This window comes from Mesorhizobium sp. P2_C7, from assembly GCF_056404515.1.
Map to the genome: position 1 here is coordinate 889409 of NZ_JBFUDW010000001.1, position 25702 is coordinate 915110.

29 protein-coding genes are annotated in these 25702 nt (G+C 63.0%); 14 read left to right on the forward strand and 15 right to left on the reverse strand.

Annotation, left to right across the window (positions count from 1 at the left end; all coding sequences use genetic code 11):
• Positions 1–81: 81 nt before the first annotated feature.
• Positions 82–927: a MurR/RpiR family transcriptional regulator gene (locus AC1D2G_RS04260; protein WP_167392076.1), complete on the reverse strand. Its 846-nt coding sequence runs from the start codon at positions 925–927 to the stop codon at positions 82–84.
• Positions 928–1081: 154 nt separating this feature from the next.
• Here AC1D2G_RS04260 and AC1D2G_RS04265 point away from each other — a divergent pair, with 154 nt between their 5' ends.
• The gene (locus AC1D2G_RS04265) at positions 1082–2191 is read left to right on the forward strand and encodes a Gfo/Idh/MocA family protein (protein ID WP_477412207.1); all 1110 of its coding nucleotides are present in this window, start codon (positions 1082–1084) and stop codon (positions 2189–2191) included.
• A gap of 21 nt (positions 2192–2212) precedes the next feature.
• Here the strand turns inward: AC1D2G_RS04265 and AC1D2G_RS04270 are convergent, their stop codons facing one another.
• On the reverse strand, positions 2213–2917 hold the full coding sequence (locus AC1D2G_RS04270) for a helix-turn-helix transcriptional regulator (RefSeq protein ID WP_477412209.1): 705 nt from the start codon (positions 2915–2917) through the stop codon (positions 2213–2215).
• Between the two features lie 127 nt (positions 2918–3044).
• Between AC1D2G_RS04270 and AC1D2G_RS04275 the strand changes: the two genes are divergently transcribed.
• Positions 3045–3680, forward strand: a complete 636-nt coding sequence (locus AC1D2G_RS04275; protein WP_477412211.1) for a LysE family translocator — start codon at positions 3045–3047, stop codon at positions 3678–3680.
• Positions 3681–3726: 46 nt separating this feature from the next.
• Here the strand turns inward: AC1D2G_RS04275 and AC1D2G_RS04280 are convergent, their stop codons facing one another.
• The 7 genes from AC1D2G_RS04280 to AC1D2G_RS04310 all read right to left on the reverse strand — a co-directional run bounded on the left by AC1D2G_RS04280 (position 3727) and on the right by AC1D2G_RS04310 (position 11468).
• Positions 3727–4818, reverse strand: coding sequence for a 3-deoxy-7-phosphoheptulonate synthase (locus AC1D2G_RS04280; RefSeq protein WP_477412213.1), 1092 nt, complete (start codon positions 4816–4818; stop codon positions 3727–3729).
• Positions 4819–5317: 499 nt separating this feature from the next.
• On the reverse strand, positions 5318–6112 hold the full coding sequence (locus AC1D2G_RS04285; protein WP_477412215.1) for an SDR family oxidoreductase: 795 nt from the start codon (positions 6110–6112) through the stop codon (positions 5318–5320).
• A 25-nt stretch (positions 6113–6137) separates the two neighbouring features.
• Positions 6138–7139 carry an inositol 2-dehydrogenase gene (gene iolG / locus AC1D2G_RS04290; protein ID WP_095084320.1) on the reverse strand — a complete coding sequence of 334 codons (1002 nt, stop codon included), beginning with the start codon at positions 7137–7139 and terminating at the stop codon, positions 6138–6140.
• A gap of 112 nt (positions 7140–7251) precedes the next feature.
• Positions 7252–8019, reverse strand: coding sequence for an ATP-binding cassette domain-containing protein (locus tag AC1D2G_RS04295; protein ID WP_095083257.1), 768 nt, complete (start codon positions 8017–8019; stop codon positions 7252–7254).
• A 2-nt stretch (positions 8020–8021) separates the two neighbouring features.
• Positions 8022–9098, reverse strand: a complete 1077-nt coding sequence (locus AC1D2G_RS04300; RefSeq protein ID WP_095083255.1) for an ABC transporter permease — start codon at positions 9096–9098, stop codon at positions 8022–8024.
• Between the two features lie 97 nt (positions 9099–9195).
• Positions 9196–10137 (reverse strand): sugar ABC transporter substrate-binding protein, encoded by a 942-nt coding sequence (locus tag AC1D2G_RS04305; RefSeq protein WP_095083253.1) that lies wholly within the window; start codon positions 10135–10137, stop codon positions 9196–9198.
• 299 nt (positions 10138–10436) lie between these two features.
• On the reverse strand, positions 10437–11468 hold the full coding sequence (locus AC1D2G_RS04310; protein WP_477412218.1) for a LacI family DNA-binding transcriptional regulator: 1032 nt from the start codon (positions 11466–11468) through the stop codon (positions 10437–10439).
• Between the two features lie 166 nt (positions 11469–11634).
• Here AC1D2G_RS04310 and AC1D2G_RS04315 point away from each other — a divergent pair, with 166 nt between their 5' ends.
• The 3 genes from AC1D2G_RS04315 to AC1D2G_RS04325 are packed head-to-tail and all read left to right on the forward strand — an operon-like array spanning position 11635 to position 14307.
• A complete protein-coding gene (locus tag AC1D2G_RS04315) occupies positions 11635–12723 on the forward strand; it encodes a fatty acid desaturase family protein (RefSeq protein ID WP_477412220.1) in 1089 nt (362 codons plus the stop codon).
• A gap of 34 nt (positions 12724–12757) precedes the next feature.
• Positions 12758–13072 carry a MocE family 2Fe-2S type ferredoxin gene (locus AC1D2G_RS04320; RefSeq protein WP_095083246.1) on the forward strand — a complete coding sequence of 105 codons (315 nt, stop codon included), beginning with the start codon at positions 12758–12760 and terminating at the stop codon, positions 13070–13072.
• 17 nt (positions 13073–13089) lie between these two features.
• Entirely contained in the window at positions 13090–14307 is a 1218-nt protein-coding gene (locus tag AC1D2G_RS04325) for an NAD(P)/FAD-dependent oxidoreductase (protein ID WP_477412222.1), read from the forward strand.
• Positions 14308–14363: 56 nt separating this feature from the next.
• Here AC1D2G_RS04325 and AC1D2G_RS04330 read toward each other — a convergent pair whose 3' ends face one another.
• The 6 genes from AC1D2G_RS04330 to hslV all read right to left on the reverse strand — a co-directional run bounded on the left by AC1D2G_RS04330 (position 14364) and on the right by hslV (position 19736).
• Positions 14364–15323: a DUF1402 family protein gene (locus tag AC1D2G_RS04330; protein WP_477412224.1), complete on the reverse strand. Its 960-nt coding sequence runs from the start codon at positions 15321–15323 to the stop codon at positions 14364–14366.
• A 232-nt stretch (positions 15324–15555) separates the two neighbouring features.
• Positions 15556–16869: an ATP-dependent protease ATPase subunit HslU gene (gene hslU, locus AC1D2G_RS04335; RefSeq protein WP_095083240.1), complete on the reverse strand. Its 1314-nt coding sequence runs from the start codon at positions 16867–16869 to the stop codon at positions 15556–15558.
• Between the two features lie 4 nt (positions 16870–16873).
• Entirely contained in the window at positions 16874–17473 is a 600-nt protein-coding gene (locus AC1D2G_RS04340; protein ID WP_477412226.1) for a DUF2585 domain-containing protein, read from the reverse strand.
• A gap of 49 nt (positions 17474–17522) precedes the next feature.
• Positions 17523–18683: a hypothetical protein gene (locus AC1D2G_RS04345; protein ID WP_477412228.1), complete on the reverse strand. Its 1161-nt coding sequence runs from the start codon at positions 18681–18683 to the stop codon at positions 17523–17525.
• A complete protein-coding gene (locus AC1D2G_RS04350) occupies positions 18680–19195 on the reverse strand; it encodes a GNAT family N-acetyltransferase (RefSeq protein WP_477412230.1) in 516 nt (171 codons plus the stop codon). Before AC1D2G_RS04350 ends, AC1D2G_RS04345 begins: the two co-directional genes overlap by 4 nt.
• Positions 19185–19736 carry an ATP-dependent protease subunit HslV gene (hslV, locus tag AC1D2G_RS04355; protein WP_095084319.1) on the reverse strand — a complete coding sequence of 184 codons (552 nt, stop codon included), beginning with the start codon at positions 19734–19736 and terminating at the stop codon, positions 19185–19187. Before hslV ends, AC1D2G_RS04350 begins: the two co-directional genes overlap by 11 nt.
• Before the next feature lie 213 nt (positions 19737–19949).
• Between hslV and hisB the strand changes: the two genes are divergently transcribed.
• Genes hisB through coaA form a run of 9 tightly spaced genes read left to right on the forward strand, consistent with a single transcriptional unit; the run spans position 19950 to position 25697 of the window.
• On the forward strand, positions 19950–20549 hold the full coding sequence (hisB, locus tag AC1D2G_RS04360; protein ID WP_352879363.1) for an imidazoleglycerol-phosphate dehydratase HisB: 600 nt from the start codon (positions 19950–19952) through the stop codon (positions 20547–20549).
• 4 nt (positions 20550–20553) lie between these two features.
• Positions 20554–21030, forward strand: a complete 477-nt coding sequence (locus AC1D2G_RS04365) for a DUF2628 domain-containing protein (RefSeq protein ID WP_477412232.1) — start codon at positions 20554–20556, stop codon at positions 21028–21030.
• 1 nt (position 21031) lies between these two features.
• Positions 21032–21682 carry an imidazole glycerol phosphate synthase subunit HisH gene (gene hisH / locus AC1D2G_RS04370; protein WP_477412234.1) on the forward strand — a complete coding sequence of 217 codons (651 nt, stop codon included), beginning with the start codon at positions 21032–21034 and terminating at the stop codon, positions 21680–21682.
• Between the two features lie 6 nt (positions 21683–21688).
• Complete coding sequence (locus AC1D2G_RS04375; RefSeq protein ID WP_095083230.1) at positions 21689–21979, forward strand: DUF1330 domain-containing protein; 291 nt, start codon at positions 21689–21691, stop codon at positions 21977–21979.
• A 3-nt stretch (positions 21980–21982) separates the two neighbouring features.
• Positions 21983–22732: a 1-(5-phosphoribosyl)-5-[(5-phosphoribosylamino)methylideneamino]imidazole-4-carboxamide isomerase gene (hisA, locus tag AC1D2G_RS04380; protein WP_095083228.1), complete on the forward strand. Its 750-nt coding sequence runs from the start codon at positions 21983–21985 to the stop codon at positions 22730–22732.
• A complete protein-coding gene (locus tag AC1D2G_RS04385) occupies positions 22729–23565 on the forward strand; it encodes an arginase family protein (RefSeq protein WP_477412236.1) in 837 nt (278 codons plus the stop codon). The genes hisA and AC1D2G_RS04385 overlap by 4 nt, the downstream gene beginning before the upstream one ends.
• Complete coding sequence (gene hisF, locus AC1D2G_RS04390; RefSeq protein ID WP_477412238.1) at positions 23562–24356, forward strand: imidazole glycerol phosphate synthase subunit HisF; 795 nt, start codon at positions 23562–23564, stop codon at positions 24354–24356. The genes AC1D2G_RS04385 and hisF overlap by 4 nt, the downstream gene beginning before the upstream one ends.
• Positions 24357–24389: 33 nt before the next feature.
• Complete coding sequence (locus AC1D2G_RS04395) at positions 24390–24713, forward strand: phosphoribosyl-ATP diphosphatase (RefSeq protein ID WP_457150067.1); 324 nt, start codon at positions 24390–24392, stop codon at positions 24711–24713.
• 24 nt (positions 24714–24737) lie between these two features.
• Positions 24738–25697, forward strand: coding sequence for a type I pantothenate kinase (gene coaA / locus AC1D2G_RS04400; protein WP_095083214.1), 960 nt, complete (start codon positions 24738–24740; stop codon positions 25695–25697).
• The last annotated feature ends 5 nt before the right edge of the window (positions 25698–25702 follow it).

Genomic DNA, 25702 nt, shown 5'->3' on the forward strand with positions numbered 1-25702 from the left:
GGGAATATGAAATAATAATTCCAATCCATAGTCAATATGGAATGAGCATTCCCCGGTCTAAAATTGTCTTTGAGGTGCCTGCTAGGCCTTGCGCCTGCGGCCCGTGCTGCGCCGTTTTTCGCCGACGCCGACGGTCAGCGCCATGGCCAGCGCCATCGTCGCCGACAGCGAGCGGAAGCCGGCGAAATCGGCCTCGGCCACCTCGAACCAGATGCTGGCGAACTGGGCAAGCGGCGAAAACGAGCTGTCGGTGATGGCAACGATCGGCACGCCCTGTTCCGAAATGCTGCGCGCCTCCTCGATGGTGGCCGGCGCGTACGGCGAGAAGCTGATGGCGATGACGGCGTCCGCCGGCGTGGCGAATGCGATCATCTCGGCGTTCAGCCCGGCGGCCGATTCGATCAGCTGGTTGCGGATCTTCAGCTTGCCCAGCGCATAGGCGATGTAGGACGCCACCGGATAGGAGCGGCGCTTGGCCAGCACATAGATGGTCTCCGCCTTCGCCAGCAGGGAAATCGCGTCTTCCAGATGCGCGTCGTCCAGCGTGCGCGAAATGTCGTTGAGCGAGGTGCTGGCGGCGGCGACGAAGCCGTCGAAGATCGCCCGGTGACCGGCGGCGCCCTCGGCCTTGGCACGCAGCGCCTGCAGGCGTTCGTCATAGGACGAGTTGCGCTCGCGCAGCCTCTCGCGAAACACCTGCTGCAGGCTGGTGAAACCGTCGAAGCCAAGCTGCTGGGCAAAGCGGATCAGGGTCGACGGCTGCACGCCGGCCGAAGCGGCGATGCTGGCGGCGGTGCCGAAGGCGATGTCGTCGGGATTGTCGAGCGCGTAGGCGGCGATCTGGGCGATGCGCTTGGGCAGGCTTTCGCGCCGGTCCAGGATGGTGGCGCGCAGCGTCTCGAAGTCGCGAGGTACCCGTTCGTCCATCGTCGCTCTGTCCAGGCTCATCTATGGGTACCCTCTCTGCCCCATCATAGCGAGCCTGCGCAAGAACGCCATAAAAAATGAGGCAGACATTCCATTCCAAGAGAAAATGGACTAATTCATCCATCCAACGCTTCAGGCAGTGGAGAAATGGAAAATGGTCGGCGTCGGTCTCATCGGCACGGGTTTCATGGGCAAGTGTCACGCCATCGCATGGAGTGCCGTCGGCGCCGTCTTTCCCGACGTGCCCAAGCCCCGGCTCGTCCATCTCGGCGAGGTCAATGAGGACCTCGCCAGGCGCAAGGCCGGCGAGTTCGGCTTCGCCAAGGCGTCCGGCGACTGGCGCGCCGTCGTCAACGACCCGGATGTCGATATCGTCTCGCTGACCACGCCCAACCAGTTCCATCCGGAGATGGCCATCGCCATCCTCGAGGCCGGCAAGCATCTGTGGTGCGAAAAGCCTATGGCGCCGAGCTTCGCCGAGGCCGAAGCCATGGCGGCGGCGGCGAAGACGTCGGGCAAGGTCGCCGCCCTCGGCTACAACTACATCCAGAGCCCGGCCATCCGCCACATCGGCGCGCTTCTCGACGAGAAGGTCATCGGGGAGGTGAACCATCTGCGCATCGAGATGGACGAGGACTTCATGGCCGACCCGGAGGCGCTGTTCTTCTGGAAGCACGAAGCGGCTTCCGGCTATGGCGCGCTCGACGATTTCGCCGTGCATCCGCTGTCGCTGGTCTCAGCCCTGTTCGGCCGCGTCGCCAGCGTCATCTGCGACATGGCCAAGCCCTACGCCGACCGCAAGCTCCCCGCAGGCGGGCGCCGCGCCGTCGAGACCTACGACATCGCCAGCGTGCTGATGCATCTGGAAAACGGCATTGCCGGCACGCTGCTGGTCAACCGCTCGGCCTGGGGCCGCAAGGGCCGCATCGCCATCCAGATCTTCGGCTCGAAGGGATCGATCCTGTTCGACCAGGAGCGGATGAACGAATTCCAGCTCTACCTCACTGCCGATCGCCCGACCGAACAGGGTTATCGCACCATTCTGGTGGCGCCGCACCACAAGCCCTACGACGCCTTCCTGCCGGCGCCCGGCCATGGCCTCGGCTTCAACGATCTCAAGATCATCGAGTGCCACGAACTGTTGACGCGGCTGGCCGGCAAGCCGGCGCGGATCATCGAGTTCGCCGAAGGGCTGGAGATCGAGCGCACGGTGCATGCGATGGCGCGCTCGTTCGACGAAAAGCGCTGGGTCGATGTGAGATAGTCTGCTTCGCGGTGGATCGCCTCAGTTGCTTGCGGCCTGGGCGGCGTTCGTCTCCCACCCGTTCACCCAGACCTGCCGCAAACGATCGCCTTCGCCCTTGAACCGTAGCCCCGTCGCCTGGCAATCCTCGATCCGGTCGCTGCGGAAATTGCGGATCGCCTGGCGCAACTCGCACCAGGCGACGATGTTGGCGGTTTCGGCGTAATAGATCAGCGCAATCGGGCGGATGAGGCGCTCGGAGGCGCGGCCGAGCTCGTCGCGATAGGACAGGTCGAGCTTCTCCTCGTCGCGGATGGCGCGGCGCACCAGCGCCAGATCGACCGCACCGACCGAGGGCGCCGCAAACCCCCACGCATGCAACGCATTGGCATCGAACGTCTGGCGCAAGGGCGGCGGCACCGCGCCGGCGATCTTGGCGCTGACGCGCTTGGCCGCCTGCTTGAGTTCGCTGTCACCCGTGCGCTCCAGCAGTGCCAGCGACAGAACGATCGCCTCCATCTCCTCGATCGAAAACATCAGCGGCGGCAGGTCGAAGCCGGGGCGCAGGATGTAGCCGATGCCGCGCCCGCCCTCGATCGGCACGCGCATCGCCTGAAGTGCGGCAATATCGCGATAGACGGAGCGCACCGTCACTTCCAGCTTTTCAGCCATCATGGCAGCCGTCACCGGCTGCCGCGCCAGCCTCACGATCTGGATGATCTCGAACAGTCGCGATGCCTTGCGCATTTCCTCACCCGCTCCGATCACAACTGACGCCACATCGTCAGTAGGGCTGACCTATACGACTGCCTATCGAATTGAAAATCAACACATTCCTCAGCGGCTCCGCCGAGCGAGGCGACAGGCAACTGACATGGACTATGCGGATAATCTCTGGCTGTTCTTCCTCCTGCTGTTCGGCATCATCATCGTGCCCGGCATGGACATGCTTTTCGTGCTTGCCAATGCACTGACGGGTGGCGGCAACAGAGGCCTTGCCGCCACCGGCGGCATCATGCTGGGCGGCATGGTGCACACGCTGAACGGCGCTGTCGGCGTCGGCCTGCTGATGCATTTCGTGCCGATCCTCTACAATCCGCTGCTGATTGCCGGCGCCGCCTACATGACTTTCATCGGCCTGACGCTGATGCGCAGTTCGATCAAGGTCGGCCACGAGGGGCCTGCCGGCAGCCGCTCCGCATGGAGGGCGTTTCGCCAGGGGCTGGTGATCTGCCTGATCAATCCCAAGGCCTATCTTTTCGTCTTTGCGGTCTATCCGCAATTTCTCAAGCCCGCCTACGGTCCGATCTGGATACAGGCGGCCATCATGGGATTGATGACGGTGGCCGTGCAGTTTGCCGTCTATGGCGGGCTTGCCGTCACCGCCGGGCGCAGCCGCAATCTACTGGTCGCCAATCCCCGGGCGACCGCATTTGCCGGCCGGGCGGCCGGATTGCTGCTGGTTGCGGTGTCGGCACTGACCGCCTGGCAAGGTTTGAAGGCGGCGTGAATTCCAGGCCCGAGCCTGGAAACACTGCCGTCTTGTCCCCGACCCGTCAGGCGGCCCCCTGGCGGCTGTCGATCATGGCGCGGCGTGCCGAGCGCCGCCACTCGACCGCGCCGGCAAGGCCGTGCAGCACCGTCTCGGTGGTCGCCCAGTCGATGCAGCCATCGGTGATGCTCTGGCCGTAGACGAGCGGCTTGCCGGGCACCACGTCCTGCCGACCGGCGACGAGATTGCTCTCGATCATGACGCCGATGATGCGCCCGTCGCCCGCCGTGACCTGACCCGCGACATCGGCCGCCACCTTGGGCTGGTTCTCGGGCTTCTTTGAGCTGTTGGCGTGGCTGACATCGATCATCAGCCGAGGTGCGACGCCGATGCGGGCGAGTTCGACCGAGGCCGCCTCGACGCTCGCCGCGTCATAGTTGGGCTGAACGCCGCCGCGCAGGATGACGTGGCAGTCTTCATTGCCGGTGGTCGTCGCGATGCCGCTGCGTCCACCCTTGGTCACCGCCATGAAATGGTGCGGCTGGGCGGCCGATTTCACCGCCTCCGCGGCGATCCGCAGATTGCCGTCGGTGCCGTTCTTGAAGCCGACCGGGCAGGACAGGCCCGATGCGAGCTCGCGGTGGATCTGGCTCTCGGTCGTGCGCGCGCCGATGGCGCCCCAGGCGACGAGGTCGGCAATGTATTGCGGCGTGGTCATGTCGAGGAATTCGGTCGCCGCCGGCAGGCCGAGGTTGTTGACGGCGGAGAGCACGTTGCGCGCCATCCTGAGCCCCTTGTCGATGTTGAAGCTGCCGTCGAGGTCGGGATCGTTGATCAGACCCTTCCAGCCGACCGTCGTGCGCGGCTTCTCGAAATAGACCCGCATCACGATCTCGAGCCGGTCGGACAGGGTCTCGCGCAGCGCCGCCAGACGGCTGGCATAATCGACGGCCGCGACCGGATCGTGGATCGAACAGGGACCGACGATGACGAGCAGTCGATCGTCGGTCCCGTTCAAGATGGCGTGGGTTGCATTGCGTGAGGCGGCAACGGTGCGCGTCGCCGTCAGCGTGCGCGGTATCTCCCGCATCACCTGGTCCGGCGTACTCAATTCCCTGATTTCCTTGACCCGAAGGTCATCTGTGGTGGTCAACACGGCTTTCTGCTCCTGATTGGGAGACCTGCCGGCTGAAACAAAAAAGCCGCCAGGTCTGGCGGCTGTTCGGATTTTGATGCTGCAATCTTCAGATCGAGCGCAATCCTCCCGCCGCCAGCGAGCTCCTAAAGTACCAATACGTGGCGGTCAGGTTGATCATGAGGCTCATATAGTCGAAGCGGAGGCGTTTGTCACGCTCCCCTCCGTTTGAAATTTGACGCCTACCCGTCGCGATCCGGCCCCAACTCTTATACGTTCAACGATATGCCCCCAGATTCCGAAGAACCCGCCGATGTTTATGCGCTACTGCGAGCGGCGGCAGAAGCGCGCCTAAGAGCAGCCAAAGCTATGTTGAGCGCATACGAAGCCAATGCCTTTAGGACGCCGGCCACGCCGGAGGATATCGCCTACTGGAAGCAAGAGCTGGCCGACGTTCAGGTCGAGTTGGCGAGGCTGCATAGTGCACACCGGACCTGAGGCCCCGATGACGTTTCAACTGCTACTCGCCGATCACCCCGGCGATGTTCTGGTCGTAATCGACCAGCGACCCGGTCATGACGCCGGCCTGCGGGCTGATCATATAGGTGATCAGTCGGGCGAGTTGCGCCGGCTTGACCAGTTGCCCCATCGGCTGCGCGGCCTCGGCCTTCTCCAGCCAGTCGTCCGGCGCGTCGTGCCATTTCTTCTGGACGATCGCCTCGCCCTCGGTGTCCATCCAGCCGGGCAGCACCGCGTTGCAGCGGATGCGGTTCTTTCGATAGGAGCTGGCGACATTCTTGGTCAGCGTCATCAGTGCGCCCTTGCTGGTCGAATAGGGCGTCAGGAAGGACTGGCCGGCATGCGCCGACATCGACAGCACGTTGACGATCGACCCTGGCGCCTTGCGCTCCAGGAGGTGGGCGACCAGCCCCTGCATCAGGAAGAAGGGACCACGCACATTTGTGTCGAAGATCTGGTCGAAAAGCTCTTCGCTCGTCTCGACCAGCGAACCGCGTGCCGACGTCGCTGCCGCATTGACCAGGGCGTTGATGGTGCCGAAATGCGAGATTGCGGTCGCGACCGCGCGCTTGCAGTCGGCGACCTTCGAGACGTCGGCGCTGATGAAGATCGCGTCGACGCCCGATTTCTTGAAATGGGCGACGGCCTTGTCGCCCTTGTCCTGCGAGCGCCCGATGAGCGCGAGCGCCCGGCAGCCCTCGTCGGCCAGCGCGTCAGCGACGGCAAAACCGATGCCTTGCGCGCCGCCGGTGACGATGGCGCGCGTTTCATGATTGCGACCGGCTGATGTACTCATCGCTGGGCTCCTGTACCTGCTGTTCTTACTTTGCTGTGTCGAGACGGATGGTCTTGCCCGATGTGGCCGACTTAAGCGCCGCATCGGCAAGCTTCAGCGCCACGAGCCCGTCGGCGCCGCTTGGCGTCGCCTTCTTGCCTGACGTCGCGGCTGCGATGAAGGCAGCGATCTCGTTGGCATAGGCGTCGAGGTAGCGGGTCATGAAGAAATCATGCAGCGGCGGGCGCGTATAGCCCTTCTCGTTGGCCAGCTCGATCGACACCGGGCGCTGGTTCTCGGCCGCGATCATGCCTTTCGAACCATGCACCTCAATGCGCTGGTCATAGCCATAGGTGGCACGGCGCGAGTTGGAGATGACGGCTTGCTTGCCGGAAGCGGTCTCGAGGATGACGCTGACACTGTCGTAGTCGCCGGCTTCGCCGATCTTCTTGTCGACCAGCACCGAGGCGTGCGCACTGACCGCCACCGGCTCTTCGCCGAGCAGGAAGCGCGCCATATCGAAATCATGGATGGTCATATCGCGAAAAATGCCGCCGGAGCGCTTGATGTAGTCAATCGGCGGCGCACCCGGATCGCGCGATGTGATTGTCACCATCTCGACGGTGCCGATGGCGCCGTCGTCGATCGCCTTGCGCACGGCGGCGAAATGCGGATCGAAGCGCCTGTTGAAGCCGACCATCAGCGTCGCCTTGGCCTTTTCGACCACGGCCAGGCACTTCTCGACGCGCTTGACGTCGAGGTCGATCGGCTTCTCGCAGAAGATCGCCTTGCCGGCCTTGGCGAAACGCTCGATCAGGTCGGCATGGGTGTCGGTCGGCGTGCAGATGACGACGGCGTCGATGTCCTTGGATTTTTCGATGGCGTCGATGCTGCGCACCTCGGCGCCATAGGCGGTCGCCAGTTCGGTCGCCGCCTTCTCGAAGGCGTCGGCAACGGCAACCAGTTTGGCCTGCGGGTTGGAGCCGACGGCGCGGGCGTGGACCTTGCCGATGCGGCCGGCACCGAGGAGGGCGAAGCGGAGTACCATGGAATGTCCTTTGAGGATGGTTCGAAGCAAGGCGCCGGTCATGGGCGCGGGTGATGTTCCGGTCAAGACGACATCGACAGGAAGGCGGTGACCACCGCCTCCTTGCCCGGCCCTAGGCCGCGAGTTCCGCCTCTCCGGTCTTGGCGCCGGTGATGTAGGAGACGATATCGTTTCCGTCGGTGTCCTGCTTGCGCAGGTTGGCGACGATGCGGCCGCGGCGGAAGACGACGATGCGGTCGCAAAGGTCGAACACCTGGCGCATGTTGTGGCTGATCAGGATCAGCGGCTCGCCATTGTCCTTCAGCGTGCGGATGATGTTTTCGACCTGTGCGGTCTCTTGCACGCCAAGGGCTGCCGTCGGCTCATCCATGATGATCAGCTTGGAGGCGAAGGTGGCGGTCCGGGCGATCGCCACGCACTGACGCTGGCCGCCCGACATGTGGCGGATGGTGTTGGACAGATTGGGGATCTTCACTGCGGTGCGGACCAGTGCCGCCTCGGTCGCCTTGCGCATGTATTTGCGGTCCAGGATCGAGAACGGCCCGAGATTGAACAGCACCTTTTCGCGCCCGAGGAACAGGTTCGACGGCACGTCGAGGTCGTCGGCCAGCGCCAGGTTCTGGAACACCGTCTCGATTCCCGCCTCGCGCGCCGCGATCGGCCCGGTGAAGTTCACTTCCTTGCCGTCGAACCAGATCTTGCCGTCGGTGCGTTGCTCGACGGCGGTGATCTGGCGCACGAAGGTCGACTTGCCGGCGCCGTTGTCGCCCATGATGGCGACGTGTTCGCCCTTGCGCAGCTCGAAGTTAGCGCCTTCCAGCGCATGCACGCCGCCATAGCGTTTAGTCAGGTTTTCGGTCTTCAGGACGATGTCTGCCATGATCAAGCCCTCATTGCCCTAAGGCGTTGACGCCACTGGTCGAGAACGACTGCGCCGACGATGATCACGCCCTTCACCATCTCCTGATAGTAGGCGTCGAGGCGCAGGAAGGTGAAGCCGGAGATGATAACGCCGAAGATCAGCGAGCCGATCACCGTGCCGACGATCGAGCCGCGGCCGCCCGACAAGGAGACGCCGCCGATCACCGCCATGGCGATCGCGTCGAGTTCGTACATCACGCCCATGCCCGACTGTGCGGTGAGGTTCTTGGAGCTCAGCACCACGGCGGCGAGCGCCGCGAGCACGCCGGCGATGACGTAGACGAGGATCTTGTGGTTGGCGATCTTGATGCCGGACATGCGCGCGGCATCCTCGTTGGAGCCGATCGCGTAACAGTGCTTTCCATATCTCGTGTAGGTCATGATCAGCTGGAACAGCACCGCCAGCGACAGGAAGATGATGACTGGCATCAGGCCTTTGCCGATTGCCGCGAAACTGTCGGTGGGAAACGAGATCGGCTGTCCCTTGGACCACCATTTGGCGATGCCGCGCGCGGTCACCATCATGCCGAGCGTGGCGATGAACGGCGGAATGCGCGTGTAGGCAATCAAGGCGCCGTTGACCAGGCCGGCGAACAACCCGCAGCTGATGGCGACCAGCAGCGGCACGATGACAGGCAGGTCGGTCCAGCCTTGCGCGAGGAACATCGCCTTGGGGTTAGGATTGCCGTTGACGGTCGCCACCTGGGCAAAACTCATGGCGATCATTGCGGTCGCGCCGACGATCGAACCCGAGGACAGGTCGATGCCGCCGGTGATGATCACTTGCGTCACGCCGATGGCGATGATGCCGACGATCGACACCTGCAGGATGATGATCTGCAGGCGTGCCTCGTTGAAGATCCCGCTGACGTCGCTGCGGGTGTTGAACAGGAAGCTGTCGCCTAGGAAGATCCGGCCGATCAGTTCGAAGACGACGACGAGGATGACAAGCGCCAGGAAAACGTTGATTTCGGCAGGCCACGCGCGCTTCTTCGCGTCGTAGCCGACCCCGCCGACGCCATGAGATGTCTGTGCCAAATCTTCTATCCTCCGTCAGCCGCGGTCGCCCCTCGCTGCCTTGCCGGCGCTGAGGGAAGGGGAGCGGCGCTGAAGCGCCGCTCCGTATGCCCGTTGCTCAGTTCTTCTTCAGGAACTTGTCGATGTTCGCAGGCGTCACCAGCTGGAAGGGGACGTAGACCTTGTGTTCGACCTTCTCGCCCTTGGACAGTTTCAATGCCGCGTCCAGCGCGCCCGCGCCCTGGCCGGCCGCGTCCTGGAACACGGTTGCGTCAAGGTCGCCCGCCTGCATCGCTGCAAGCGCGTCCTGGGTGGCGTCGACGCCGCCGACCACGACCGACTTCATGTCGATGTTGGCGGCCTTCATGGCCTGGATGGCGCCGATGGCGCTCTCGTCATTGTTGGCGATGACGCCATCGAACGGCTTGCCGGTCGACAGCCAGTTGGTCATCAGGTTCTGGGCCTCGTCGCGGTTCCAGTTCGACGTCTGCTTGTCGATGATCTTGATGAAGCTGCAATCCGGCGTGGCGATCACCTCTTCGATATCCTTGGTGCGCTGCACGGCGGCCTGGTTGGAAAGTTCGCCCATGATCACATAGACGTTGGCTTCCTTCTTGCCGGCTTCTTTGAACAGGCGGCAGACTTCCTTGGTCTCGAGCGTACCGGAATCGGCTTCGTTCGAAGCGACGAAGGCCTGGTTTTCCGGCAGCTTGTCGACATTGACGGGTTCGCGGTTGACGTAGACCAGCGGGATCTTGGCGGCAGCCGCGGCGTCCGACATTGCCTGCGTGGCCGAGGTGTCGACCGGGTTGACGATGATCGCGTCGACGCCGGAGGCGGCGAAGTTCTTGATCTGGTCAAGCTGCTTGGCGACGTCGTTCTGCGCGTCCTCGACCTGCAGCTCCACGCCGCTCATGCCTTTGGCCTGCTCGATCATGCCGTTGCGCAGCACGGTCAGGAAGTTGTCGTCGAACTTGGCCATCGATACGCCGACCTTGGCGGCCATGGCGGATGAACTCATCAGCGCCGCGAAAGCGACGCCCAAAATCAGTTTCTTCATTGTGTTTCTCCTCCACATATTGGTGTCCGGTTGCACCGATCTATCCGGAATCCCCGATCTCCCCGGGGAATCTCTCCCTGATATCGCTTCGCTCCGTGTGGCATTCCCTGCTTGGCTGGAACGCCAAACCCTCTGTTTGAAACAGACGTTCCGGAACGAAAGAACCAAAATGCGCAGTTGGTGAAATATTTATTCCATTCCAGCGGAACGTCAAGTGCGATTCCGCGGCCTGCCGCCGGATTTTCGGATCGTTCTGATGGATTCTATCATTCCCCGCCGCTGCACTCGCGCGGGAAAGGTCAGATATTTTCCGGCAGATAGATGTCGAAGGGCAGGAAGGTCTGGCCAGGGGCGTTGGCTGCGCCGGTTTCGATGGCATGCACCATCCGATCGACCAGTTCGCGGCAGAGCGCGGCCAGCGGCGTCGAGATCACCATGGTGAGGATGTTGTCGGCGAGTGCCGCGCGCGACTCGGCGTTGATCTCGTTGCAGACGACCACAGGCATATTTACGGGCCTTGCTGCCCGCAGCGCCGAGACCGCGCCTTCCATGCCGCCGCCGGCGACATAGCAGCCGGCAAGATCCGGAAAGCGCGCCAGAAGATCGATCATCGCATCATGGGTTACTTGGTTCGCTTCCAGGTTGACCAGCGTTTCCAGCACGCTGAAGTCGGGTGCATGCTCGCGAAAGAAAGAGCGGAAGCCGATCTCGCGCAACTCGTGGCCATGGAAACGGTGGCTGCCGACGAAGAGGGCGACTTTGCCGGGCTGCCGCGCCGCCCTGGCGATCATCCAGGCCGCGGTACGACCGACCTTGCGGTTGTCGAGGCCGACATAGCCCTCGCGGATACCGGCGGCAAAATCGGACAGCAGCGAGAAGACTGGCAGCCCCCTAGCCTTCAACGCCTCGACCGCCGCCGTCAGGGTCGGATGGTCCGGGCCGACAACGGCGATGGCCCTCGATTTTGCCGCCAGCTTGCGCATCTGGGTGGCGATCTCGTCGGGGACCAGGGAACTGGCGAAGTCGATGGTTGCGGCGCCGCGGAACCGCTGCGATTGCGAGACCGCCAGTTCGAGCTCCGACGCGAAATCACCGTAGAAGACATCATTGCCTCGCAAAAGCAGGAAGCCGAGCCGGTACTCCGGCAGTTCATGATGCATCCTCTGCTTGATCAAGCCGGCCGCGTGATAGCCGATCTCGGTCGCGGTTTCATAGACGCGCCGCGCGGTCTCCTCGCGCACCGGCAGGCGATTGTTGAGCACGCGGTCCACCGTGGCAACGCTGACGCCGGAGATGCGCGCCAGATCGGTGATGGTCGGTCGTTTTGCCATGCTTGCCTCATCGGATTGCTTGGCCCCGTCTTACACCATTCTGATAGGAAATGATAGAAACTATCTTTGTGACGTTGAGTCTATCATGCGTCGGCGCTATTTTCAGCCTCGAAGCGTAGGAATATCGGGCATTCGCCTGGCGAATGCCCTGCCGAGGGAGGCAACCATGTCCACAGCGCCGTCCCGGCGTGACTACAGCTTGATCGGCCGCGACGCCAAGCTCGCCGTCGAGACCGGCCTGTCGGCGGCCGAGTGGTATCACACCGAGATCCCGCGCAAGCAGATGAAGGAGCTGATGCAGCGCTCCGACGGACCGGCGATCCGCGATACCATCATCTGGCTCGCCGCCCTGATCCTCAGTGGCGCCGGCGCCGCCTGGTTCTGGGGCACATGGTGGTGCGTGCCGTTCTTCTTCGTCTACGGCGTGCTCTACGGCTCATCCACCGATTCACGCTGGCATGAATGCGGACACGGCACCGCCTTCCGGACGCAGTGGATGAATGATGTGGTCTACCAGATCGCATGCTTCATGATCATGCGCAATCCGGTGACCTGGCGCTGGAGCCACACGCGCCACCACACCGACACCATCATCGTCGGCCGTGACCCGGAAATCTCGGTCATGCGGCCACCGGACCTTGCTCGCGTCGTCCTTGCCTTTGTCGGTGTGCTCGATGCCTGGCATGCGATGAGCGACATGCTGCGCAACGCGGCCGGCAACATCAGCGCGGCCGAAAAGACCTTCATTCCCGAGCAGGAGCAGCCAAGGGCGATCCGCTTCGCCCGCATCTGGACGGCGATCTATGCAGCCACCATCGCACTGGCGCTCTATACCGGTTCGTTCCTGCCCCTGATGCTGGTCGGCCTGCCCAGGCTCTACGGCGCCTGGCATCACGTTATGGTCGGGCTGTTGCAACATGGCGGCCTGGCCGACAACGTCACCGACCATCGCCTCAACAGCCGCACCGTCTACATGAACCCGATCAGCCGCTTCATCTATTGGAACATGAACTACCATGTCGAGCATCACATGTTTCCGATGGTGCCGTACCACGCGCTGCCGAAGCTGCATGAGCTGATCAAGCACGATTTGCCGGCGCCGACGACGTCGATCCTGGCCGGCTATCGCGAGATGATCCCAACCTTCCTGCGCCAATTGCGCAACGAAGACTATTTCCTCAAGCGCGAGCTGCCGCCCACCGCCAGGCCATATCGCGAGGAATTCCACAACGATGCCGTCGCGGCGGCCGAGTGATCGTGCAGCTATCCGATTTCCACGGGAGGACTGAATGAGCGACTGGGTCGAGGCCTGTGCCGCAGGTGATATCGATGAAGAGGATGTGATGCGCTTCGATCATGGCGGCCGCACCTTCGCCATCTATCGCAGCCCGGACGATGACTATTTCGCCACCGACGGTCTATGCACCCACGAAAAGGTGCATCTCGCCGACGGCCTGGTGATGGACGACATCATCGAATGCCCCAAGCACAATGGCCGCTTCAACTACAAGACGGGGGACGCCCGCGGCGCGCCGGTCTGCGTCAACCTCAGGACCTATCCGGTCAAGGTCGACGCCGGCAAAGTCCTCATCCAGATCGGATAACTGGTATGGCGCGAGGGATGATCATCATCGGAGCCGGCGAATGCGGCGGCCGGGCGGCACTGGCGTTGCGCGATCTCGGCTATGACGGGCCGGTGACGCTGGTCGGCGACGAGCCGCATCTGCCCTACGAGCGCCCGCCGCTGTCCAAGGAGGCGATGGCCAGCGAAGCCCCTGAAATCAAGGCGATCGCCAGCGATGCAATTCTGGCTGAAAAGTCGATCCGCCATATCCATTCTGTCCAGGCCGTGGCGATCGATCGTGCGGCGCACATGGTGGGTCTGTCGGACGGTTCGGCCCTGCCTTATGACAAGCTGCTGCTGGCCACCGGATCGACCCCGCGCAAGCTGCCGATGCCGGGATTGGGTTCGCGCTGCGTCTATCTCCGCACCTTCGCCGATGCGCTGGCCATTCGCGCCCATCTCAGCCCCGGCAACCGCATCGCCATTGTCGGCGGCGGCTTCATCGGCCTCGAACTCGCCGCCGCGGCCCGCAAACTGGGGGCTTCGGTCACCGTCATCGAGGCGCAGCCACGCATCCTAATGCGCGGCGTGCCGGCCGAGATCGCCGAAATCATCCATGCTGCACATGTCGCCGAGGGCGTCGACATTCTGTGCGGCAACGGCATCGCATCCATCGTCGACGACGGCCAAGAGGTTCGCGTGACGCTTGCCGGCGGACGGGAGATATCAGCCGATCTCGCCGTTATCGGCATCGGCGCCGTGCCGGTGACCGGGCTGGCCGCCGAAGCAGGCCTGACGATCGACAACGGCATCGCCGTCGATGCCGAGCTACGCAGCAGCGATCCCGACATCTTTGCCGCCGGCGATTGCTGTTCGTTTCCGCTCGCCGTCTATGGTGGCCGCCGCGTGCGGCTGGAAGCCTGGCGCAATGCCCAGGAACAGGGCGCTCTGGCGGCAAGGAACATGCTGGGTGCCTGCGAGGCGCATGCGGCGGTGCCGTGGTTCTGGTCGGATCAATATGGTCTGTCCCTGCAGATCGCGGGGCTTTCCGACGAAGGCCGCAGCGTCGTGCGCCGCGATCTCGGCGACGGCGCCTTTATCCTCTTCCATCTGGGCGAAGACGGCAGGCTGGTGGCGGCCAGCGGCATCGGTCCCGGCAATGCGGTCGCCCGCGACATCAGGCTCGCCGAAATGCTGATCGGCAAACGGGCGAAACCGGCGCCGGAAGCCCTCAGCTCGCAGGCCATCAAGCTGAAGTCGTTGCTGGCGGCGTAGCGAAAGCTTCGGTGTGCAGGACGTCGGTTCCTGCTCAAAAGCCTGAAACCCCAACCTTAGAAAAGCGCCTTGAGCTCCAGCAGCTTGTCGTTGACCAGCCAGCCGTAATAATTCTCCTCGGGCAGCTTTTCAGGCTCGCCGGCGGCGCGGCGCCTGTCATTCTCCGCCTTCAGCGCTTCGGCGCGCTGCTCCGGATTGCCGACATTGTAGAGCGTGGCCGTGAGCCCCGGATTTCCCGAAATGTCGAAGCCGGCAATGTTCTTGTAGGCGTCGATCGATTTCCGGATCGTCGCCGCGACGTAAGGCAGCGTCAGGTCGGGATCCATGATGGTCTTGTAGACCGAATTGGGATCGGCGACGTCGAGCTTCGGCAAGCCCGAAACCTTGTGCACGAGGTCGCTCATCTGCAAGGCCGTCAGCGGGTTGAGCTGGCCGAGGCCGAAGGTCTGGCCGGCATAATAGGGCTGGAAGAAGGTGGCGCCGAAACGGTCGTCCGGGAAACTCTCGCCACCGACGCTTTTGCCGCGAAACGAATGGTTCCACACCTGCTCGCGGCATTCCCACAGATCATAGCTGTCCGAAACCCCAGCGCATTTCTTGAATTCCGGCCGCTGCACGAAATCGGTGATGTCCTCGCCGTCATAGGCGAAGGTCAGCTTGCTGGAGAGATAGGAAATCGCCTTGACGTAGTAGGTCTGCAGCCGGTCGTAGGCGTCGACATTGTAGGTGTGCTCGCCGACGATGGCGCCGACAATGTGCAGGGGATCAATGCCGTAGGCCGCGGCGGCCTTCTTGATCTTGCCGCGCAGATCGGCGTCGTTCTTCAGCAAGGCGTAGACCTTGCGATACTTCGCCTGGAAGGTGGTGTTGGTGGCCTGCGTGCGCCGGCTCGAAGCGCCGGGAATATCCGGCTGCTCGGCGTTGCGGTTTCCTGGCGGCACCAATGTCGCCGCATCGGCGGCGAACAGCGTCGCAGCCAGCGTCAAGCCGAGAATGCCCAGGATCAGTTTTTTCATGCGCCGCCGCCTGCAGATGTTGCCGCGCAAACTAGGTAGTGCTCTTTCTCGAGTCGAGAGCGCCCCAACCGCCGGCAAGACGAAAGGTGGCCAGATGGTGCCATCTGGCCACACATGATTCTGTTTGCCGGACTGTGTTGCAATGCATCGGCCCAAAAATCGGTATCGATTCTTGGAAACCATCATGCTTCACTTTGAAGACGCCGGCGCCGGAGTGACCCGGCGCCGTCCTTTAAAGGATGAATCGCGACAAATCTGTGTTTCTGGAGAGGTCGCCGACATGCTTTTCCACATAGGCGGCGTCGATGGTGACCGCAGTGCCGTTGCGGTCGGGCGCGTCATAGGAGATCTCGTCCAGCACCCGCTCCATCACTGTCTGCAGCCGCCTTGCACCGATATTCTCGACGCTGGCATTGAGGTCGACGGCGATGCCGGCCAGCGAATCGATGGCGTCGTCGGTGAAGGTCAGGTCGACGCCTTCGGTCTTCATCAGCGCGATATACTGCTTGATCAGGCTGGCTTCGGTCTCGGTCAGGATGCGGACGAAATCGTCCTTCTCCAGCGCCCGCAATTCGACGCGGATCGGCAAGCGGCCCTGCAATTCCGGCAACAGGTCCGACGGCTTCGAGACATGGAACGCCCCGGAAGCGATGAACAGAATGTGGTCGGTCTTCAACGGCCCATATTTGGTCGCCACCGTGGTGCCTTCGATCAGCGGCAGTAGGTCGCGCTGCACGCCTTCGCGGGAAACGCCGGCGCCCATGCCGCCTTCACGCGACGCGATCTTGTCGATCTCGTCGAGGAAGACGATGCCGTCATTCTCCGTCGCATCCAGTGCCCGGCGCACCACCTCCTCCTGATCGAGCAGCTTGTCGGACTCGTCGCCGACCAGCAGCGCGTAGGATTCCTTGACCGTCGTCTTGCGCGTCTTGGTCTTCTTGCCGCCCATCGCCTTCGACAGCATGTCGTTGATGTTCAGCACGCCGATATTGGCGCCCGGCATGCCGGGAATCTCGAAGCCGGGCATGCCGCCATTGCCGGTGTCGGCTACTTCGATCTCGATCTCCTTGTCGTCGAGTTCGCCGTCGCGCAGCTTCTTGCGGAAGCTGTCGCGCGTCGCCGGGCTCGCCGTCTTGCCGACCAGCGCCTCCAGCACGCGTTCCTCGGCGTTGATGTGGGCGCGTGCCTTGACGTCCTCGCGCATCTTCTCGCGCACCAGGCCGATGGCGATCTCGACCAGGTCGCGGATGATCTGCTCGACATCGCGGCCGACATAGCCGACCTCGGTGAATTTGGTCGCCTCGACCTTGACGAAAGGCGCCCCGGCGAGGCGCGCCAGGCGGCGCGAAATCTCGGTTTTGCCGACGCCCGTCGGGCCGATCATCAGGATGTTCTTCGGCATCACCTCTTCGCGCATCTGGCCTTCCAGCTGCTGGCGGCGCCAGCGGTTGCGCAAGGCGATGGCCACGGCGCGCTTGGCGTCCTTCTGGCCGATGATGAAGCGGTCGAGTTCCGAAACGATTTCGCGGGGGGAGAATGTGCTCATATCACTAAATTCCACTTTGCCACTGCTTGATGGCCTCGAACGGATGCAGCAGCATGATCACGTTGAGTGTCAGATTGTCCCGGATGAGAAAGCCGGTACCGAGTTCGAAGATGATGGCGAGGCTGACGATCACCCATATAGGTAGCCTTCGCGCCATCACAAATCCCAGCACCATGGCCAGTGTGTCGGACACCGAATTGATGATGCTGTCGCCGTAATAGTTGAGCGAGATCGTGCCGGCGCGGTAGCGCTCGATGATGAACGGGCTGTTTTCCAGCAACTCCCAGCCGCCTTCGATGAGGACCGCGAACGCCAGCCTCAAGCCGATCGGCGAACGCGGAAACAGGAACCGTGCCAGCGCATAGAACAGGAAGCCGTGGATGATGTGCGAGAACGTGTACCAGTCCGAAATGTGCTGGGAGTTCTCGGAACTGTTCACCACGCCGTGCCAGAGCTTGACGTAACCGCAAGTGCAGATCGGCGGATGACCCATGCCGTAAAGGGCTCCGGCCTGGAAGATGAGCAGGGCCAGCACAAGCAGCAGCCCCATTCGCCAGCTGTCTTCATAGGCCGAGTAGCTGTTGTCGTCGCCCGATGCATTCATGCCCTATTGCCTCTCTTCCGCGTCGCCGTCTCGACCATCACAAAGCCCGTCACGCCTTCAGCGGCGGTAGCCGGCGGATCACGGCCGCAGGCAAGGTGGGTTTGACGACAATCCGCCGGATACGCTGCCAGCCAGCCCCGAACAGAATAATCAGCGCGCCGACAACGACCAGGATCAAGGCAAAAGGCGGGACGCCCGTCGAATCGGAGGCGGAATTCACCAGATAATAGATGCCCAGCGAGCCGAAGTAAGCCAACGTAGGAACCAGAAGCGAACGGCGGTCGATGGCGAGCGCGACGTAGAGGAAGCCAAGGATCAGGATCGTCAGCATAATGGTTGCATTGGCGTCCGGTGCGATATGTCCGAATACCACGTTCTGGCCGGTTGCCATGATAAAGAGCGGATGTACCAGCATGGGCGCCGAGACGACATGCAGCCAGAAAGCGCAATCGGACCAGATCTTGCGTCGATCCCTATCGTAAATGTCAAAAGCTACACCCGTTGCGAACACGATCAGGCCGCAGCTCAGCGGCATGTAAAGTGCCGCTCGGAGCAATTCGGGAACATCCTCAAGGCGCGGCGGCGCAATCGCGCCCGTTGTCACACTGTCATACAGGATTATCGCCGTTTGCAGGAAGGCAAGCAGTGTGAAGGCGATGGCGATAGCCCCGGCAATGATGGGGACGCGAAAGCGCCAGAAATAGATCGCCGCCGCGATTATTCCTCCGCCCAGGAACAGATATCCGGCCCGGGACGCCGTCTGGCGCAACGCCAATAGCTGCCAGATAGTCTCCGGCTTGCGTATGCCGAAGCTGGCCTCCACTTGTAGYGCCAGAGCGACCAGAATGGCGGCCATGAAAATCAGGGCCAGCACGGACGACGATAATTTCATCCGGTGCTGACGCGTGACAATTTCGGCGAGCCCCCAGGCGAACACCGCGAGGATGCCTGCGATCCAGAATGTCTGGCCTGGAAGCAAGGTGGTGAGGACAAAGAAGAAGCCGGCGCTGAGCAGGACGGTTCCCACGGTGACGAACAGGTCGTTGCCGCCGCCGACCAGCCGCAGGTTTTCCTCGTCACCATCGTCTTCGGCGCGCCTGCCCTCGGGGGGGAGAGCGATCGCGCGTTCCATGACCTCCAGCTGATCCCGCGTGATTTGCGAGATCAGACCTGCTGCGACTGCCCTGTCGAGTGTTTCAGCGCTGATCAACCGGCCTCCTGTGGTGCGTCGCGCGCCATCATCAGGGCTGGCCCGTATTCCGTTGTCCGGGTGTCAAAGGCGGCAAAGCCGGCTTTCTCATAAGCGCGGATCGCTGGTGCATTGCTCGGATGCGGGTCGATGATGACGCGCGGAACGCCTTCCTCGAACAGCTGCTCGACGAATTGCCGCACGATCGCCGAGCCGTGGCCGAGGCCGATCAGCTCCGGCTGGCCGATCGACAGGTCGATGCCGAGGGTGCCGAACGGCTGGTCGGCATAGGGGTGGTCGTCTTCCAGATGCGGATCGTAGCTCTGCAGGTAGGCGATCGGCTTGCCGTCGAGCTCGACGATCAGCGGCTCGACGGAAATGCTGTCGATATGGTCGCGAATCTCGCCGATTTCGGCCTCGGGGTCGTCCCACCACTCCGCAACATGCGGTTCGGCGAGCCAGCCGGCGATCATCGGCAGGTCCTTCTCGGTCACCGGCCGAAAATCATAAAGGGCTGCCGGATCAACCGGCATCGAGCGTTTCGACGACGAAGTTGTTGTTGGTGTAGACGCAGATGTCGGACGCGATCTGCATCGCCTTGCGGGCGATCTCCTCGGCGTCCTTGTCGGTGTCCATCAGTGCGCGCGCAGCGGCCAGCGCGTAATTGCCGCCGGAGCCGATGGCCATGACGCCATATTCGGGTTCGAGCACGTCGCCGGTGCCGGTCAGCGCCAGTGAGGTCGACTTGTCGGCAACCAGCATCATCGCTTCCAGCCGGCGCAGGTAGCGGTCGGTACGCCAGTCCTTGGCGAGCTCGACACAGGCGCGCGTCAGCTGGTCGGGATATTGTTCGAGCTTGGCTTCCAGCCGCTCCAGCAGCGTGAAGGCATCGGCGGTGGCGCCGGCGAAACCGGCAATCACATTGCCGCCCTTGCCGATGCGGCGCACTTTCTTGGCGTTGCCCTTCATGATGGTCTGGCCAAGGCTGACCTGGCCGTCGCCGGCAATCACCACCTTGTTGCCCTTGCGCACCGTCACGATGGTCGTGGCGTGCATGGTCAGATTATCAGACATTTCCTGGCTCCGATTCGCGCCATCCCAAAAAGGCGATTGGCGCGGTACGAGTGAATTGATCGGCCATATGTATGCATAGGCCCGGTGATTGCAAACGGCTCGATAGCGACCCGGATGGCAACTGGCAATCGCCGGATCATGCTGCTAGAAGGCTTTCGTTTTCAAGCCGGCGAAGGCTTGGAACGCATCAAACCCTGGGACAAGGACAAGATCATGTCGCCCCGTTCCGCCGAAGCAAGCCGCAAGACCAAGGAAACCGATATCGCTGTATCGGTCCATGTCGACGGCTCGGGCAAGTCAGACATTTCGACGGGCGTCGGTTTCTTCGACCATATGCTGGATCAGCTGTCGCGCCATTCCTTGATCGACATGACGGTCAGGGCCAAGGGCGATCTGCATATCGACGACCACCACACCGTCGAGGACACCGGCATCGCGCTCGGCCAGGCGCTGGCCAAGGCACTCGGCGAACGGCGCGGCATCATGCGCTATGCCTCGATCGACCTTGCCATGGACGAGACGCTGACGCGCGCGGCGATCGACGTGTCCGGCCGGCCGTTCCTGGTCTGGAACGTTTCCTTCTCGTCGCCGAAGATCGGCACGTTCGACACCGAACTGGTGCGTGAATTCTTCCAGGCGCTGGCGCAGAATGCTGGCATCACGCTGCACGTCACCAATCACTATGGCGCCAACAACCACCACATCGCCGAGACCTGCTTCAAGGCGGTGGCACGTGCGCTGCGCACAGCGCTCGAGCGTGACCCGCGCCAGCCGGACGCGGTTCCTTCCACCAAGGGATCGTTGAAGGGATAAGGTCATGGCCATCTATGTCGTGATGGAACCGCCCGGCCGCAGCGAGAAGGTCGACGCAACGGCCTTTGTCCGCGACGGCTTCACCTGGCTCGGCTTCCTGGTGCCGCCGCTCTGGTTTGCCTGGCATCGGCTGTGGATCGAAGCCGCGCTCGCCTTCGTCGTCGCGGCCCTGCTTTCATTGCTTGGCGAAAAGCTCGGCCTCGGCCTGACCGGTTCGTTGCTGTCGCTGCTGGTTTCGCTCTATGTCGGGTTGGAGGGGCAAGGGCTGCGCATCGCGGCACTTCGCCGCCGCGGCTGGCATGAATGGGGCGTGGTCGAGGCCGGTCGGCTCGACGATGCCGACGGGCGCTACGCGTTGGAGGCGGAAGCATTTTCGGATCAAGCCGTGCCGGCGCCGCGCATGGTCCCGGATGCCGCCTTGGCGCGCCCGGCGCAGCCGGGCATGGCGCTGGGGCTGACTCACATTCCGGGAAGACCCTGACATGCGGGTTGCGATCATCGACTACGGCTCGGGCAATCTGCGCTCGGCCACCAAGGCCTTCGAGCGCGCCGCGCGTGAAGCCGGCATATCGGCTGAAATCGACCTGACCGCCGACGCCGAACGGGTCCGCACCGCCGACCGAATCGTCCTGCCCGGCGTCGGTGCCTATGCCGACTGCGCGGCCGGCTTGCGCGCCGTCGCCGGCATGTGGGAAGCGGTCGAGGAAGTCGCGATCCTCAAGGGCCGGCCTTTTCTGGGCATCTGCGTCGGCATGCAGCTGATGTCGCAGCGCGGCCTGGAAAAGACCGTAACCCACGGCTTTGGCTGGATCGCCGGCGACGTCAAGGAGATCATGCCGGCCGATTCGGCGCTGAAGATCCCGCAGATCGGCTGGAACACGATCGAACTCAAGCGTCAACACCCACTGTTTGCGGGCATTCCGACCGGAAACAGCGGACTGCATGCGTATTTCGTGCATTCCTACCATCTCGATGCGCGGAGGTCCGATGAGGTTCTGGCAGTCGCTGACTATGGCGGCCCGGTGACGGCCACCGTCGCTCGCGACAATCTCGTCGGCACGCAGTTCCATCCCGAAAAGAGCCAGGCGCTGGGCCTGGCGCTGATCACCAATTTCCTGCGCTGGAGGCCCTGAAGAATCATGAGCAAGAAGGGCTATTGGATGGCTATGATCGATGTCCGCGATCCCGATGTGTACAAGCAGTACATCGAGGCGAATGCGGTGGCCTTTGCGAAATACGGCGCGAAATTCCCGGTGCGGGCCGGTCGCTACGAGAATCCCGAAGGACCGACCGGCAACCGTCATGTGCTGGTCGAGTTCGAATCCTACGACAAGGCGGTCGAATGCTATCATTCGCCGGAATATCAGCACGCCTCGAAGTTCCGGCTCGCCGCCTCGACCGGCCATTTCGTCATCGTTGAAGGCGCCTGAAAATTGATCCTGTTTCCAGCCATCGATCTCAAGGACGGCCAGTGCGTGCGCCTGAAGCACGGCGACATGGCGACCGCGACCATCTACAACGACGACCCGGCGGCCCAGGCAAAAGCCTTCGAGCAACAGGGCTTCGAATGGCTGCATGTCGTCGACCTCAATGGCGCCTTCAAGGGCCAGAGCGTCAACAGCGCGGCGGTCGGAGCCATCCTCAAGGCGACCAAGAACCCGGTCCAGCTCGGCGGTGGCATCCGCACGCTGGAGCAGATCGAAGACTGGCTCGACCGCGGGCTCGCCCGTGTCATCCTCGGCACGGTGGCGGTGCGCGATCCCGATCTGGTCAAGCAGGCCTGCAAGGCTTTTCCTGGCAAGGTGGCCGTCGGCATTGACGCCAAGGGGGGCAAGGTCGCCGTCGAGGGCTGGGCCGAGGCATCGAGCCTCGGTGTTATCGAACTGGCGAAGAAATTCGAAGGTGCCGGCGTCGCCGCCATCATCTACACCGACATCGACCGCGACGGCGTGCTGACCGGCATCAACTGGGATGCCACCATCGACCTCGCCGACGCCGTGTCCATTCCCGTCATTGCGTCCGGCGGCCTCGCCTCGATCGCCGACATCGTGCGTATGACCATGCCCGATGCGCAAAAGCTCGAAGGCGCGATCTCCGGCCGGGCGCTCTATGACGGCCGCATCGATCCGGCCGAGGCGCTGGCGATCCTGCAAGGCAGGCCGGCGGTGGAGACGCAGCGGTGAAGATCTCCATCATCCTGGCGTCCTATGACAGCGGCCACTATCATGGCGGCATGGGCCAGGGTCCCGACGCGTTGATATCCGGCGGGCTGGTCGAAGCCCTGACCATAGCCGGTCATGACGTTGTCGTCGAAGACATAGGCAGGGTAGGCGACGTCCAGGAGCGCGAGATCGCCACCGGCTTTGCCGTCTGCAACGCGGTAGCCGCCATGGTTCGCCTTGCTCGCGACAGCGGCCGCTTTCCCATCGTTCTCTCAGGAAATTGCCTGACCAGCGCCGGCGCGGTCGCTGGCGAAGGTGCCGATGCGATCGTCTGGGCCGACCAGCATGGCGATCTCAACACGCCCGAGACATCCGTCTATGGCTTTCTCGACGGCATGGCGCTGGCGACCGTGCTCGGCCTGTGCTGGCGCCCGATGGCGGCGGCCATTCCCGGCTTCCAGCCGATCGATCCGTCACGTTGCGTGCTCGTCAACGCACGCGATCTCGATCCGGCGGAAAAACAGCTTCTCGAGACATTGCCGATCCTTCGAACGGAATGTCCCGGAGTGGTCCAGGCGACCGAAAAGCTGAAGGCCGCCGGCGCCAAACGCATTCACATGCATCTCGATCTGGACGTGCACGATCCAGAGGAACTGCAGGCCAACCGTTACGTCACTTCGGGCGGGCCGAACCCGGAACAGCTGCGCGGCGCGGCTTGCACCATGGCGCTAGCGTTGCCGGTGGTCGGCATCACCGTTTCCGCCTACGATCCGGCCTTCGACGCCCAGGGCGATGTTCCACCGCTGGTCGGCCAGTTGCTTAACGATCTCATCGCCACGATAGAGGGAAGGTGATGCTGAAAGCCCGTGTCATCCCTTGCCTCGACGTCAAGAACGGCCGTGTCGTCAAGGGCGTCAACTTCGTCGATCTCATCGACGCCGGCGATCCGGTCGAGGCGGCCAAGGCCTATGACGCGGCCGGCGCCGACGAGCTCTGCTTCCTCGACATCACGGCGTCATCGGACAATCGCGAGACCATCTTCGACGTCGTCGCCCGCACCGCCGAACAGTGCTTCATGCCGCTGACGGTCGGCGGTGGCGTGCGCCAGGTCGCCGACATCAGGAAGCTGCTTTTGGCCGGCGCCGACAAGGTGTCGATCAACACGGCGGCGGTGAAGAACCCGGATTTCGTCGCCGAGGCCGCCGACAAGTTCGGCAACCAGTGCATCGTCGTCGCCATCGACGCCAAGAAAGTATCCGGCGCCGGCGAAGCCGACCGCTGGGAGATCTTCACCCATGGCGGGCGCGAAAAAACCGGCATCGATGCGGTCGAATTCGCTCGGCTGATGGTCGATCGCGGCGCCGGCGAAATCCTGCTGACCTCGATGGACCGGGATGGCACCAAGGCTGGCTACGACATCGCACTGACCCGCGCGATTGCGGATGCGGTGCGCGCGCCGGTCATCGCTTCCGGCGGGGTCGGCACGCTCGATCACATGGTCGAAGGCATCCGCGACGGTCATGCCGGCGCGGTGCTGGCCGCTTCGATCTTCCATTTCGGCACCTACACGATAGGGCAGGCCAAGGCGCATATGGCCCAGGCCGGGCTGTCGATGCGGCTGGACTCGCCCGCGGATCGGCCCTAGAGGCTTTCCGGCTAAGAAAAGGCTCTAGGCGCCATGACCGAGTTTTCGCTCTCCGATCTGGAAAAAATCGTCAGGGAACGCGCCCATTCCGGTGACCCGGAGTCTTGGACGGCAAAGCTGTTCGCACGCGGCATCGACAAGGCGGCGCAGAAGCTCGGCGAAGAGGCGGTCGAGACGGTGATTGCCGCCGTCAAGGGCGACAAACAGGCTCTCGTTTCGGAAAGTGCCGATCTTATATATCATTGGCTCGTCGTTCTCGGCATCTCAGGGGTTCCGTTGAGCGGCGTGCTCAGGGAACTCGAAGACCGCACCGGTCGTTCGGGCATTGCCGAGAAGGCGTCACGGCCCAAGGGCTGACCGTGAGGGAGGGCAGGTATCTCGATGGATCAGCTCGCGCCGACCGAGAAATATTCTCCCTTTCGTTTCTTCTCCGCCGAGCAATGGTCGCAATTCCGCGCCGACACGCCGCTGACGCTGAGCGAGGATGAATTCCGCCGCCTGCGCTCGCTCAACGACCCGGTCGACCTCGAAGAGGTCAAGCGCATCTACCTCTCGCTGTCGCGGCTCTTATCGGCGCATGTCGAAGCGAGCCAGCTGCTGTTCAGGCAACGCCAGGCCTTCTTCAACGCGGTCGACGTGGAAAAGACGCCGTTCATCATCGGCATTGCCGGCTCCGTCGCGGTCGGCAAATCGACCACCGCACGCGTGTTGAAGGAGCTGCTGGCGCGCTGGCCGTCGAGCCCCAAGGTCGATCTCATCACCACCGACGGCTTCCTGCTGCCCAACGAGGTGCTGCGCCGCGAAAATTTGATGGAGCGCAAGGGTTTTCCCGATAGCTACGATGTCGGCGCGCTGCTGCGCTTCCTGTCCGGCATCAAGTCGGCGCAGCGCAATGTCCGCGCGCCGGTCTATTCGCACCTGACCTATGACGTCATTCCCGGCGAGTTCGTCACCATCGACCGCCCAGACATCCTGATCTTCGAAGGCATCAATGTCCTGCAGCCCGGCAAGCTGCCACAGGACGGCAAGATCGTGCCCTTCCTGTCGGACTTCTTCGACTTCGCCATCTATATCGATGCGGACGAGAAACTGATCCATCAATGGTACACCGCCCGTTTCATGCGGTTGCGCGAGACCGCCTTTCGCAACCCGGATTCCTTCTTTCACCGCTATTCGCAGCTCTCGGAGGATTCGGCCCGCGCCATCGCCGAAGGCCTTTGGACCAACATCAATCTGAAGAATTTGCGTGAGAACATCCTGCCGACGCGGGCTCGCGCCGACCTCATCCTGCGCAAGGGCGCCGATCACCTGATCGAGGAAGTGGCGCTCAGGAAGCTGTGACGACG